A 13,733-nucleotide genomic window follows, 5' to 3' on the forward strand; every position below is an offset into this window, starting at 1 on the left:
AATGGTAAAATTGGATAATAAAATCGGTGTGATAGTAGACAGCTTTCGTTTACCTATTCGTGAAGGTTTATTAAAGGCGAAAGAAGTTGGGGCACAGGGGGTACAAATGTATGCCGTTTCAGGTGAGCTGGACCCCGATAACCTAAATGCTGAACAAAGAGCAGAATTGAAGGCGTATATTTTAGGGTTAGGTCTAGAAATCTCCGCCTTATGTGGAGATTTAGGAGGACATGGCTTCCAAGATAAAGCAGAAAATGCCTGGAAAATCAAGAAATCGAAAGAAATACTGCAATTAGCCAAGGACCTAGGAACATCCATTGTTACAACCCATATCGGTATTATTCCTGAAGATGAAAATGACCCAATCTATCAAACAATGCTGGAAGCTTGTGAAGAATTAGGACAATATGCTACATCATTAGATGCTTATTTTGCGATTGAAACAGGGCCAGAAACGAGTAAAACATTAAAAGAGTTTTTAGATAAGCTATCAACGAACGGTGTATCGGTTAATTTTGATCCAGCCAATATGGTGATGGTAACAAAAGATGATCCTGTAGCTGGAGTCAAACTATTAAAGAAATATATTGTACATACACATGTAAAGGATGGTATTCAACTGCAGTCAACGAATCCTAAAGATGTGTACGGGTACTTAGGATACGATTCTGGAACATCTCATGATAAAATAGAAGAAATGGTGGAAAATGGAGAGTTTTTTAGAGAACTTCCATTAGGTCATGGAGATGTCAATTTCGAGCTTTATTTTTCAGCTTTACAAGAAATCGGATACAATGGCTATTTAACTATTGAACGAGAAGTGAGATCAAATCCCGAAAAAGACATCAAAGAAGCTGTACAATTCATAGAAAAGTTTAAATAGGGGTTGAATCTAATTTGAAAAAGCAAGATCAAGTACAAATGCGAAGACAAAATAAATATATTGTGCTTGACGCAATAAGGCAGATGGCGCCAATTTCAAGAATTCAATTATCAAAATATACAAAAATGAGCCCTACGACCATTACTCGTATTGTGCAGGAGCTAGAAGCGGAAGGCTTTATTCTTGAAGGGGTATCGGAAGAAACAGCCATTGGTAGACGTCCTACGTTAATTCATATGCGAGAAGATGCTTTATATACGATTGGGATAGAAATTGACTGTTTTACTATTCGAATAGGTATACTAGATTTCTTAGGGAAGCTTATTGCCTTTCAGGAAGTCAAATGTAGCATCAAGCATCAATACGAAGAAGCTATATATCTACTTAAACGATCTATAGAAAATATCATGACAGAATATCAGATTGCTCAGGATAAATTACTAGGCATTGGGATAGGAATTCCAGGAGTAATCAATAACGAGGAAGGAATTATCGTTTCCTCTGAGCAATTGAAGTGGGAAAACTGCCCTATAAGAGAAGATTTGAATGGTGTTTTTGGTTGTGAAGTCATCATAGATAATGAATTAAAAATGCAAATCATTGCTGAAATTGGTGATATCTATACGCCACAGTATTCAAATTGTATTTTAGTCGGAATTGGAACGGGAATAGGAGCATCCATATTATTAAATGGAGAAGTGTATCGTGGCATTCAAAATAAAGCTGGAGAAATAAGTCATATAACGATTAATCCCTTTGGTGAAATGTGTCACTGTGGTAAAAGAGGATGCTTATCGATGTATGTTTCTGAAGTTACGCTGTTAAAAAGAACACCTAAAAATCTTAATATTCAATCAATAGAAGAGATTTTGCAGTGTGTTGATCAAGGTGAGCAATGGGCGATCGATATTCAACAAGATGTAGCTACTTTTCTAGCTATAGCCATCAATAATCTAGTTTGTTTATACGAACCAGAGGCTGTCATCGTCAGTGGAGAAATTATTGAGCACAATGTGACATTTCAAAAACTACTTAGTGAAAAGTGTAAACAGTATATATGGAAGGAATTACAACCCTACTTTGATTTACAGTTTTCCAATCAATTAAAAGAAGGGGTTGTTAAAGGAGCGGCATTACAAGCACAAAAGCAGTTGCTGTCTGTTTAAAGAAAGGTTGGTTGATTCGTGGCTTACTCAGAATTTTTAAAGGAGTATCGTTCAGGATTAATGGAAAATGTGCATTATGGACAAATGAGTGCTGTGAATCTAACGAAGGAAGAATTCGTCTCTGTAGGTCAAGACTATGAGCCTGTGTATTTTCGTTCTGCAGCAAAACCATTTCAAGCCATTCCCATTTTTATGACTGATTTTATAGAAAAATACGGGATTACTTCAAATGAAAGTGCATTATTTTTGGCTTCACAAAGAGGCGAAATTTATCATCAAGAGGCATTAGTCTCTCTGCTGGAAAAACTCCCTATTAATGAAAGTGAATTAATTTGTGCAGCATCCTATCCATTAAATGAGGAACCTAAAACACAGTATATTCAACAGGGATTTGAAAAGAGGAAACTCTTTCATAATTGCGCGGGCAAGCATTTAGGATTTTTAACTGCATGTTTAGCAAATGGCTATGATGTCAAGCAATATTGTCATCCAGAACATCCACTGCAACAGATGATAAAAAAATATATTGCTTATTTAAGTGAATATGAGATAGAGAGAATTCGTACAGGGATTGATGGCTGTGGCGCGCCCGTCTTTGCAATTCCGTTAAAAAACATGGCCATTGCCTATTTAAAGTTAGCACGACCAGAATTGATTGATGATGAACTAATTCGTGAAGCAGTAATCAAGCTTACGTCGGTGATGAATCAAGAGAATCATATCATTGCAGCACAAAACTTTATTTGTACGGCATTATTAAAGGACTCTAATATTGTGGCGAAGGGCGGAGCACAGGGCGTATACTGTTTTGCTCTTAGAAATGAAGGAGTAAGTTTCGCCTTGAAAATTATGAATGGTTCAGAAAGTCCATGGCCGAATGTAATTGCTTCTGTATTGGAACAAATGCAGTATAAAAATCAAGAAACAATTGAGCGTATTAAAGCATTGTCTCCTGCATTTGTGCATAATGATGCAGGGATAGAGGTAGGAGAAATTGTATCTACAATTAAAATTGTATAGAGGTGAAGGCACTTGCATGTTTTGGCAATAGACGGTGGTGGAACGAAAACGATTGCAACAATCTCAACATGTCATGGGCAAATTATGGCGCTAGCTGAAACAGGCAAAAGTAATCCCACATCCATGAGCTTCGAGCATTTTACAGAGACGATAACAGAATTAATAAATGATTTAAAAAGACAACAGCCTCACGAATTTCAACACATTACAAAGTGCCATGCGGGCCTGTCTGGTGTAACAGAAAATAATAATGAGAAAATTACCTATGCATTATTAACCTCGCTTTTACCGAAAGGCTGTCAACTATCACTATCGAATGATGGAATGAACGCGCTGTATGCGGGAACCTTGGGGCAGCCAGGCATTGTACAAATTTCTGGTACGGGTGCGATTACACTCAGTATAGATGCATCTGGAAGAATTGAACGTACAGCAGGATGGGGTTATATTTTTGATGATGAGGGCAGTGGCTATGATATTGGCATTCGCACATTAAAAGCGGTATTTAAAGCATTCGATAAAAGAGGTCCTGAAACGCTTCTAACAGCAGCGGTATTAGAATATTTTCGATTACAATCCGTTCCGCAGATAATTGAAGTGGTATATGGTGAAGGACATCCGAGGGATACCATATCTCCTTTAAGTAAGGTTGCAATTGAATGTGCTAAACGTGGTGATGGAGAAGCCAATACGATTATTGATCAAGTGTGCCATGTTTTTTATCAAAGTATAGACGCTTGTTACAATAAAAACCCGTTTGCACATAAGCAAGTCAAAGTAGTGCTAGCTGGTGGCGTTTTTAATGAATTGGAGCTATTTACTAAAAAATTAATCGCTATAGATAAAAAGAGTAGTAATCAGTATCACTTCGTGGGTGCTTATAGCTTACCGGTAGGTGGTGCCGCTTTAGCTGCTTTAAAATTACCATATAATGAAGCAAAGCTATTTATTGATCAATATAATGCAAGTATGAAGAAGTTTTTAACGAGTTAATACCCCTTAACTTTGCAAGTAGAGAAAAGCATGTACATGTCTCTACTTGCATTTTGTCAGTCTCCTACTTTAAACATATACCCCTTATATGAATTATGAATGATCATGACGATTCCGATAAGCATAAAATTGGATAATAACGAACTTCCGCCATAGCTTAAAAAGGGTAGGGTGACACCTGTGACAGGTAAAAGTCCAATGGTCATGCCTATATTTTGAGTAATTTGAAAGGCTAGTAAGCTTGAAATACCTGCCCCCATTAAAGTCATAAAGGGGTCTCGCGCTACTACCGTAATAACAACAATACGATAGATAACAAAAAATAGTAGTGCTATTACAAATGCTCCTCCAATAAAACCTAGCTCTTCCGCAATAGTAGAGAATATAAAATCGGTATGTTTTTCTGGTACATAGACATTGTTATGTAGATAGCCCTTGCCCACAAATTCTCCTGATCCGATAGCCATAAAGCCTTGGCGTACTTGAAAAGAAGAATCTGTATATTCATAAGGCTGAAGCCATCCATAAATTCTAGAAATCTGATGTCCTGAGAGAGCACCTAAAACCTTCTCTGTAAAAAATTCATTAAATCTGACATAGAGCACTACCATCGTACTGATGATAACTAGAGGAACGGCCGTAAATATGGCAAGAAGCTTTCTATGAATACCTGAAAAGAAAATCATTGGTAAAATCATTGCCATATACAGCATGACCATACCTGTATCGGGTTGTCTATAAACAAGTAGCGTAGGAGGAAGGACAATTAGCCCGATTTTTATAAGTAACCAAAAATCTGCTAGATAAGAGGGGCGAACATTTTTCTCTTGATGAGCAATAATGACCTTACTCACAACTATTAAAAAAGCGAATTTTAAAAATTCCGATGGTTGGAGAGAACCTAAAAACGGGATCTGATACCATGATTTTGCCTGATTGATCGTTCGAGCAATGCTTTCAGGTGCAACAATAAGACCAGCCGTTAAAGCAACTATTAGGAAGTAAAATGGCCATCCAATCTTTTTCAATTGTTCAATATCAAGCAAGGAAATTCCAAACATGATGGTGAATCCGATGACATAAAATAAAAACTGTTTGATAATAAAGGAACTTGAATACTGTTCAAAATTTACACTACTAGAATGGACAAAAAGGCAACTAATAGCGCCGAGTAAAAGAAGACTTATTACTAAACTCCAATCTAACTTCTTGAATTGCGTCAAATGTAACACCTCCATTCTCTATTAGGAACGCTGACAATGTATGGAAGGTTGCGAATGTTTTCCTAAAAGTAGTATGAATAAGTAGCAACAATCTGGCTAATTTAGCGAGTTAAATTACCTAAATAAAACTAAATGATGGGTATAAATTCTTAATATTTCGATTAAAATTTACAAAAATATAACACTGGCTTTATATCTCTATACTATCATTATTGGTAAGAGTTGGAGGAGGAGCCAAGGATCATGCATTTTTTCCGTTTCATTAAGGTGAAGGACAAGTTACTTGTACTCATGATTGTTTGTGTATTATCGAATGTATTGCTAGGTGTATTCAGTGTAGATTATTTAAGGAAAATGTCGTGGCATGCAAGTGAGAGTTACACACAGGGACTTGTCCCAATTGGATGGCTAAATGAGCTAGAAGAATCACAGCGTCGATTGGATTTTATAGTAGATTCGAAGGGTGACGATAAAGAAATGACAGCCATTTTACAAAACATGGCCCAGCCTTTAGAGCATCTAGATAGCCAAGAAATTGATAAAAAGATGAGTCATCAAATTAAGAAGTATAAGTCATTGCTTAAGAAGCAGGAAGAAGCCATTGAGAATTTTAAGCAATTGAACCATGGTGAGCTAGATCAGTTTTATGTGCAAACATTTTTACCAATTAGTCAGGAGAGTCATGCATTATTAGAAGATACGCAAAATTATTTGGTTCAACGAGCAAAAGATCAACAGCAGGCTTATCAGAAAGATGTGCAATTTGGCTACTTGTTACTAGGTGGTGTATGCTTAGCGGTTGTCTTGCTTGTTATCCTTATCGGTTTTATCGCAACGAAGGCAGTCAATGTGCCAACCCGTCAACTAAAGTCGTTATTAAAACGTGCAGAACAAGGTGATTTCACTGCCAATGCAAGTTATGTAGCTCATGATGAGCTTGGTGAAGTAGTTCTGTCTTACAATCAAATGGTAACAGAGGTGAAACGACTACTCCATACTGTGACAGACAGTGCCTATGAAGTAGAAGAAATGACTGGGAAATTGCAGAAATCCTCTGAGCAATCATCAACAACGACATTAAAAATAGCGAAGGATGTACAATCTATTTCAGAGTCAACGTCTGCTTCTTCTAGTAAATTAGCTTCGAATACGGCTTCCTTAGAGGAAGTTTTAAATGATGTACAGGTTATTTTAGAAAAGGTTCAGGTTGTAGAAAGTTTTGCACAAAAAACGGCCAGAGATGCAGAAAGCGGAACTGAAATTGTACAGGCTAATTTAACGCAAATGCAAGCTATTAAGCAGGCGGTTGAAAAATCTAATACAGCTATCTTTAATTTAGTAGAGCGAGCTGCATCGATAGATCAAATGATTGAAGTAATAGAAAGAATAACAGCGCAAACAAATTTATTAGCTTTAAACGCGTCAATTGAAGCCGCTAGAGCAGGAGAGCATGGTAAAGGCTTTGCAGTAGTGGCTAATGAGGTTCGTAAGCTTGCAGAGCAAACTGTTCAATCGACACAAACGATTACATCCATTGTACAGAACATCCATTTAGATTCGAGTTATGCGGTACAAATGATGGAAGGCGTTTTAGTGGCGACTGAAAAAGGTGTAGCTGTTACAGGACAAACTGCGTCAAGTTTTGATCAAATTTTAGAAAAAGTACATACTATTAAGCCTTATATTATGGAAGTATCTGCTACGGTTCAAGAGATTGCCAATCACACGAAGAAGGTAAGTGAGGATGCAGGTATGCTGACAGCCTTATCTGATACGAATGCCGTGTCTACTAAGCATGTAGCTACGTTAACAGCTGATCAATTAACAGCTCAGCAACAGTTCCATAATTATATTAAGGAATTGCGCAAAGTATCAAAAGTTTTGCAAATAGCTGTCAAACGTTTTTCGATATAATTTAATATTAAAGAATAATATTCGAAAAGGGTCTTCTTTGCAAAAAATAGCAAAGAAGATTCTTTTTTTGCATGGTTACAAAACTAGCTTATGAAAGTGCAAAAGTTTTGTGTTTTTGAGGTGTACAAATGTGTTTTGTATATTTTTGTAGCACAATATTTTTCATGACCTCATATACTGTGAATAAGGGATTGTATGTTCTTTGTAAGGAATATTGTTAATATAATTGTTGTATTTTCAAAACGAACACATTATAATGAATTTCATTGAAAGTGTTATTAAATCAATGTTTATTAATATATTTTTGTACTTTCAGAAAGTACAATTGTTCACATGTGGAGGTTTTGGGAAATGAAAAAGATTATTGTTACTGGAGCACTTGGTCAAATTGGTTCTGAGCTAGTAGAAAAACTTCGTGGTATTTATGGAGAGGACAATATACTTGCTACAGACATTAGAAAGCTTGAACATACTAAGGGCCCATTTGAAATATTGGACGTGACAGATGGACAAAGAATGCATGATTTAGCAAAGGACTTCGGTGCAGATACGATGATGCATTTAGCAGCATTATTATCAGCTACAGCAGAGAGAAATCCATTGTTAGCTTGGAATTTAAATATGGGTGGATTAATGAATGCGTTAGAAGTTTCACGTGAGTTAAATATGCAATTTTTCACGCCAAGCTCAATTGGTGCGTTTGGTCCGTCTACACCTAAGGAAGATACACCACAGGATACTTTGCAAAGACCAACAACTATGTATGGGGTAAATAAGGTAGCGGGTGAGTTATTATGCGATTATTACTTCAATCGTTTTGGTGTTGATACACGCGGAGTACGCTTCCCAGGGCTAATTTCTTATGTAACACCTCCAGGTGGTGGTACAACAGATTATGCAGTAGAAATTTTCTATGAAGCCATCGAACAAGGCAAATATACATCGTATATTCAGGAAGGTACATTTATGGATATGATGTACATGCCAGATGCCTTACAAGCTATTGTAGATTTAATGGAAGCAGACGGTAGTAAGCTTGTTCATCGCAATGCTTTTAATATTACAGCCATGAGCTTCGAACCTTCGCAAATCGCGGCTGAAATCAAGAAACACTTACCAAATTTCACAATGAGCTATCAGGTAGATCCTGTTCGTCAGGCCATTGCAGATAGCTGGCCAAACTCTTTAAATATTGAAGCGGCTCAAAAAGAATGGGGCTTCAAAGCAGAATATGATTTAGCTAAAATGACGGTAGATATGTTAGAAAAATTGAAAATTAAACTGCATAAAAAAGCAATTTCATAATAGATAGGCAACGGGTGAAGACTAGACTTCATCCGTTTTTTTATATATAAAAGAAAATTATTGGAATATATAGATTAAATTATGAAATTAAAATATAATAATATTCGGAATATTAATAGTATTCAGTTAAATTGATACTATGATAATTTCACAAGGGGAAATTCACAAATGAAGGGATGATGGGGTTTATGATGCAAGCACCATTAGTTTTAACTAGTTTTTTTAAACGAGCAGAGAGCTATTTTGCAAGAAAATCAATTATTTCACGGACAAGCCCACACAAAATACATCGTTTAACATATGGGCAGTGGGCAAAAAGAACGCGTCGTTTAGCAGATGCCCTTACGAAGCTTGGGATGACAAGAGGAACAAAAGTCGGCTCCTTTGCGTGGAATCAGCATCGACATTTAGAAGCTTATTTTGCTGTGCCTTGCTCAGGGGCAATCTTACACATGGTAAATATTCGTTTATCAGAAGAGCATTTGATCTATATTATTAATCATGCAGAAGATGAGATTTTAATGGTAGATGTAGATTTATTACCGATCATTGAAAATATTGCGCCAAAACTTGATACAGTGAAACATTATATCATTATGACGGATGAACCAGCTTTGCCAAAGACTACATTACAAAATGTTTTATCCTATGAGGACATATTAGCTACTGCTGATGAAGAATTTCAATTTCCAGAGGATATTGATGAAGAAGCACCTGCCGGTATGTGCTATACAAGCGCCACAACAGGGAATCCAAAGGGGGTTGTCTATTCCCATCGGGGTTTAGTATTACACAGTATCATGCTGAGTATGTCTGACTCTATGGGAATTGCGGAAAGAGATGTCGTGATGCCGATTGTACCCATGTTTCATGCAAATGCATGGGGCTTGCCTTTTGCTAGTGTCAATGTGGGTGCTACACAAGTTCTACCAGGTCCACAATTTACTTCAGCATTAATAATGGATTTAATCGAACAAGAAAAGGTTACATTAACTGCTGGTGTTCCAACCATTTGGATAGGTGCCCTACAGGAGCAGGAAAAGAAAGAACGAGATATTAGTTCTTTAAGAGCGATATGCTGTGGTGGATCGGCTTCACCAACTCGACTCATTCGGACATTTGAAGAAAAATATGGGATTCCTTATATTGTTGTCTACGGCATGACGGAAACTACACCAATCGTGGCATTGTCTAATTATATGTCATGGATGGAAGATTGGCCGATTGAAAAGCGTATTGAAGCTCGAGCGATGCAAGGGATGACAATGGCAGGTATCGAATCTAGTATTATTAATGAGGCGGGGGAGGTACCTTGGGATGGCGAAACAATGGGGGAATTACGTTTAAAAGGCCCATGGATTTCCAACGAATACTATCGTGATGAGCGAACAGCAGATGCCTATCGAGATGGTTGGTTATATACTGGTGATATTGCTGTACGAACAGCAGATGGCTTTATTAAAATTACGGACCGTACGAAGGATCTTATTAAATCAGGTGGGGAATGGATTTCCTCTGTTGATTTGGAAAATGCGCTGATGACTCATGATGCCGTTTTAGAAGCGGCTGTCATTGCCATGCCCCATGCTAAATGGCAGGAGCGTCCATTAGCTTGCGTTGTATTGAAAGAGGGACAATCAGTAACTGAACCAGAGCTTCTTGCTTTTTTAGAAAATCAATTTGCCAAGTGGTGGGTACCAGATGCAGTCGTCTTTCTAGAAGAAATTCCAAAGACATCTGTCGGAAAATTCCTGAAAGCGAAGCTGCGAGATAATGTAGCGGAAATTTATCCTAAATCATTGGTATAGGTAAAAGAGCGATTTCCGTAAATGGAAGTCGCTCTTTTTTGAGTTATTTAGTTAGCATATGGAAGACTTGTTCAACGTCTTTATCGCCACGACCAGAGATATTAATAATAATGCTTTCCCCAGATGATAAAGTTGGTGCTAATTTTAGAGCATGTGCGACTGCATGTGAGCTTTCAAGAGCAGGAATAATACCTTCAACCTTAGAAAGTACTTGGAAGGCATCTAAAACTTCTTCATTTGTCACGGTCACATACTCAGCACGGCCGATTGTTTTCAAATGGCTATGCTCAGGTCCCGCACCTGGATAATCTAAACCAGCTGCTATTGAATAGGTAGGGAGTGGGTTACCTTCTGCGTCCTGAAGTACTAAACATTTGAAGCCGTGTAGCTCTCCTGGTGTTCCTTCGTTTAAGGTAGCAGCTTTGTCTGGCTCTATTCCAATAAGACGAACATCTTCGTCTGCAATATAATCAGCAAATGCCCCAATGGCATTACTACCGCCTCCTACACAGGCAAGAACAGCTGTCGGCAGCTTTCCTTCCTTTTCTAATATCTGTTCACGACTTTCGCGGCTAATCACTGATTGAAAATGTTTAACCATTGATGGGAAGGGATGTGGTCCAACTGCTGAGCCTAATAAATAGAAGGTTGTTTCATAGTTTTCTACTAAGTCAGCGAATGCCTCATCTACTGCATCCTTTAAGCGGCCTTGCCCTTTATCGACAGCTACAACTTTCGCGCCGAGAAGTTCCATGCGAAATACGTTCAATGCCTGACGTTTTGTATCTTCCAAGCCCATATAAATCGTGCAATCCATTCCAAACATGGCACACGCTGTAGCTGTTGCTACACCATGTTGACCTGCCCCTGTTTCGGCAATCACGCGATTTGCTCCCATACGTTTAGCTAGTAAAATTTGTCCTAATACATTATTGATTTTATGGGAGCCTGTGTGGTTAAGGTCTTCACGTTTTAAATAGATTTTTGCGCCACCTAATTGCTTTGTTAAATTCTCTGCAAAATAAAGAGGGGATTTACGACCGACATATTCACGGAAATAGTAATCTAATTCTTGCTTAAAATCATCATCCTCTTTATACTTTTGAAAATTCTCATCTAGTCTATTTAAAACATTTTGAAGCTCCTTTGGAACAAAGCTTCCACCAAATTCACCGAAATATCCCTTTTTTTCTACTACTGTACTCATCTTAACTCGACTCCTCTATGCTAATTTTTCCAAAAAAAAAGCCACTCCAATCCCTCATAAAAAGGACGAGTAACCGTGGTGCCACCTTCATTCGCAATTTTTGCGCGCTTTCCTGCTCCGGTAACGGGGAGCGAAACGGCCTTACATTTGATAAGGCTGCTCTGAAGTCCATTCACAAGTCTGTACTACTGGTTTGCACCAACCACCAGCTCTCTAAAAGTAACAATGCTTGCTACTACTCTTCTTCCTTGCATTTATTAGAAAGAATTGTAGAGTATTTTCAGAATAGTGTCAAGAAAAAAGACGAATCTAAAAAGATCCGTCAGTTAAATCAAATTTTTAAAGTCAAGGCGTTTGTTTAATACATACATAATCGGTGCACCTACAGCTAATACAACAAATTCACCCGCCGCGACGGTTAGCCAAGTCCAGAAAAATGGCAACTCTAAAGCCAAGTTCAGCTCAAAGGCAATGATAAACATAGTACATGTAAAGAGCAATGTATTAATAATTAAACGTGCCCAAATATTTTTGACAAATTTACAGATTAAAATAAACAGGCCAAGAGTAATCATTGAATGACCTACACCAAACACTAAATCGTAAATGCCAAGTGGTGAAAAGAGATTAGAAATCAATACACCAATAATAATCCCTACGGCAAAGCGTGGATTAAAGGCCACTAAATGGTTAAACATCTCAGATACTCGGAACTGTACCTCTGTAAAACCAAATGGGGCAACAAGCATGGTTACAGCTATATATAGAGCTGCAATGATACCACTTGCTGCTAAAAATTTTATTTTCATATTCATTTCTCCTTAGTTTTTTTTCGTGGGATGGTTACGAACCACGGTGCTTTCACACAAGTAAATATTCTATTATAGATATCTAGTAGAAGTCAAATGTCAGACTTTGTCTATAATGTCCTATCGTCGCAAAATTGTCATAAATATTTTTTACTATGTTGAAAAAAGAAATCGATTAACTAAAACAGCGTAGTTTAGCGGTTTAAAGCGCCAAATTAAATGAAAAACTAAAATATTTTGTCACTTTTAAAAGTCAGAACATTCATAATGTTGTTGACGGAGCTCGATAATAACGATAATATAGCGATACATTCACACTTTGTTTGGATAAAGTGCGATAGATATTCGAGAATATAATCGGGGGGATTATTTGTGAAAAGCAATGTAAAGAAGTTGTCATTCCTTCTTTTTGGATTAGTGTTGCTTCTTGCTGCTTGTGGTAGCGGTGGCTCAGGTACAGCAGATTCAAAAGGAAATGAAAAAAACAATGCAAGTGAGAGCGGAAATGCAGACGATAAAACATATAAAATCGGGATTACTCAAATTGTTGAGCATCCATCGTTAAACGCAGCAACGGAAGGCTTTAAAAAAGCAATTGAAGATGCTGGCTTAAAAGTTGAATACGATCCACAAATTGCACAGGGAGATAACAGCCTTAACACAACGATTGCTAACAATCTAGTGAGTGCAAACGTAGATTTAATTTTTGCTAACTCTACACCTTCTGCACAAGCAGCTGCAACAGCAACAAGTGATATTCCAATTATTTTTACATCGGTTACAGATGCTGTTGGTGCACAGCTAATCGACTCAATGGAGAAGCCAGGGAAAAATATTACAGGCACAATTGATCTACATCCTGAAACGATTTCTAAAACAGTAACATTCTTAAAAGACCTTGGTGCGAAAAAAGTAGGGATGGTCTACAATGCGGGTGAGCAAAACTCAGTTGCCCAAGTTTCAGAAGTGAAAAAGGTTATGGATGAACAAGGTTTAACGGTGGTAGAAGCATCAGCATCCACTTCAGCAGATGTAAAGCAAGCGACAGAATCTCTAATTGGTAAAGTAGATGCTTTCTATATTATTACTGATAACACAGTAGTTTCTGCTTTAGAATCGGTAATTGATGTTGCCAATACGAATAAATTACCATTAATCGTAGGAGAATTAGATTCTGTGGCACGTGGTGGTTTAGCGGCTTATGGATTTGAATATTTCGATATCGGTTATGAAGCAGGTCAAATGGCTGTGAAAATTTTAAAAGGTGAAGCAACACCTGCTGATACACCAGCACAATATCCTCAAAATCTGAAACTATTAATCAATAAAAAAGTAGCAGATGATTTAGGCATCGAAATGAAAGATTCTTGGGGTGCAGAAATTCTAGAACAGTAAAACGAAGCGG

At 37.5% G+C, this 13,733-nt stretch carries 11 protein-coding genes, 1 riboswitch and 1 other annotated feature; of the genes, 8 read left to right on the plus strand and 3 right to left on the minus strand.

The genetic code is table 11. The features are described 5' to 3' along the window. The first annotated feature begins 1 nt into the window (after position 1). Genes EW028_RS09810 through EW028_RS09825 form a run of 4 tightly spaced genes read left to right on the plus strand, consistent with a single transcriptional unit; the run spans position 2 to position 4,062 of the window. Positions 2 to 883, plus strand: coding sequence for a sugar phosphate isomerase/epimerase family protein (locus EW028_RS09810; RefSeq protein ID WP_103117394.1), 882 nt, complete (start codon positions 2 to 4; stop codon positions 881 to 883). 14 nt (positions 884 to 897) lie between these two features. Beyond that, complete coding sequence (locus EW028_RS09815) at positions 898 to 2,049, plus strand: ROK family transcriptional regulator (RefSeq protein WP_131520749.1); 1,152 nt, start codon at positions 898 to 900, stop codon at positions 2,047 to 2,049. Positions 2,050 to 2,067: 18 nt separating this feature from the next. After that, positions 2,068 to 3,069, plus strand: a complete 1,002-nt coding sequence (locus tag EW028_RS09820; protein WP_131520750.1) for an asparaginase — start codon at positions 2,068 to 2,070, stop codon at positions 3,067 to 3,069. Between the two features lie 12 nt (positions 3,070 to 3,081). Further along, on the plus strand, positions 3,082 to 4,062 hold the full coding sequence (locus EW028_RS09825; protein ID WP_131520751.1) for an N-acetylglucosamine kinase: 981 nt from the start codon (positions 3,082 to 3,084) through the stop codon (positions 4,060 to 4,062). 56 nt (positions 4,063 to 4,118) lie between these two features. Here the strand turns inward: EW028_RS09825 and EW028_RS09830 are convergent, their stop codons facing one another. Further along, positions 4,119 to 5,285 (minus strand): FtsW/RodA/SpoVE family cell cycle protein, encoded by a 1,167-nt coding sequence (locus tag EW028_RS09830; protein ID WP_227744921.1) that lies wholly within the window; start codon positions 5,283 to 5,285, stop codon positions 4,119 to 4,121. 243 nt (positions 5,286 to 5,528) lie between these two features. Between EW028_RS09830 and EW028_RS09835 the strand changes: the two genes are divergently transcribed. From EW028_RS09835 to EW028_RS09845, 3 genes are all read left to right on the plus strand, one after another. Continuing rightward, on the plus strand, positions 5,529 to 7,199 hold the full coding sequence (locus EW028_RS09835; protein WP_131520753.1) for a methyl-accepting chemotaxis protein: 1,671 nt from the start codon (positions 5,529 to 5,531) through the stop codon (positions 7,197 to 7,199). Between the two features lie 351 nt (positions 7,200 to 7,550). Next, a complete protein-coding gene (locus EW028_RS09840) occupies positions 7,551 to 8,504 on the plus strand; it encodes an L-threonine 3-dehydrogenase (protein ID WP_004225462.1) in 954 nt (317 codons plus the stop codon). A 188-nt stretch (positions 8,505 to 8,692) separates the two neighbouring features. Further along, complete coding sequence (locus tag EW028_RS09845; protein ID WP_131520754.1) at positions 8,693 to 10,312, plus strand: long-chain fatty acid--CoA ligase; 1,620 nt, start codon at positions 8,693 to 8,695, stop codon at positions 10,310 to 10,312. A 43-nt stretch (positions 10,313 to 10,355) separates the two neighbouring features. On the opposite strand, the gene trpB is transcribed toward EW028_RS09845, so the two are convergent. Together trpB and EW028_RS09860 are read right to left on the minus strand one after the other, a co-directional pair. Further along, a complete protein-coding gene (trpB, locus tag EW028_RS09850) occupies positions 10,356 to 11,519 on the minus strand; it encodes a tryptophan synthase subunit beta (protein WP_131520755.1) in 1,164 nt (387 codons plus the stop codon). Positions 11,520 to 11,577: 58 nt separating this feature from the next. After that, positions 11,578 to 11,777, minus strand: a binding site (T-box leader). 68 nt (positions 11,778 to 11,845) lie between these two features. Then, a complete protein-coding gene (locus tag EW028_RS09860) occupies positions 11,846 to 12,328 on the minus strand; it encodes a QueT transporter family protein (protein ID WP_131520756.1) in 483 nt (160 codons plus the stop codon). Between the two features lie 6 nt (positions 12,329 to 12,334). Next, positions 12,335 to 12,379, minus strand: a riboswitch (PreQ1 riboswitch). A gap of 321 nt (positions 12,380 to 12,700) precedes the next feature. Between EW028_RS09860 and EW028_RS09865 the strand changes: the two genes are divergently transcribed. After that, positions 12,701 to 13,723: an ABC transporter substrate-binding protein gene (locus EW028_RS09865; RefSeq protein WP_131520757.1), complete on the plus strand. Its 1,023-nt coding sequence runs from the start codon at positions 12,701 to 12,703 to the stop codon at positions 13,721 to 13,723. Positions 13,724 to 13,733 lie beyond the last annotated feature (10 nt).

This window comes from Lysinibacillus sp. OL1, from assembly GCF_004332175.1.
Lineage (GTDB): Bacteria > Bacillota > Bacilli > Bacillales_A > Planococcaceae > Lysinibacillus > Lysinibacillus capsici.

Coding starts and splice junctions, on each gene's coding strand:
- trpB (WP_131520755.1), bottom strand. CDS start 11,519: ATGAGTACAGTAGTAGAAAAAAAGGGATATTTCGGTGAATTTGGTGGA.
- EW028_RS09835 (WP_131520753.1), top strand. CDS start 5,529: ATGCATTTTTTCCGTTTCATTAAGGTGAAGGACAAGTTACTTGTACTC.
- EW028_RS09840 (WP_004225462.1), top strand. CDS start 7,551: ATGAAAAAGATTATTGTTACTGGAGCACTTGGTCAAATTGGTTCTGAG.
- EW028_RS09845 (WP_131520754.1), top strand. CDS start 8,693: ATGATGCAAGCACCATTAGTTTTAACTAGTTTTTTTAAACGAGCAGAG.
- EW028_RS09810 (WP_103117394.1), top strand. CDS start 2: ATGGTAAAATTGGATAATAAAATCGGTGTGATAGTAGACAGCTTTCGT.
- EW028_RS09860 (WP_131520756.1), bottom strand. CDS start 12,328: ATGAAAATAAAATTTTTAGCAGCAAGTGGTATCATTGCAGCTCTATAT.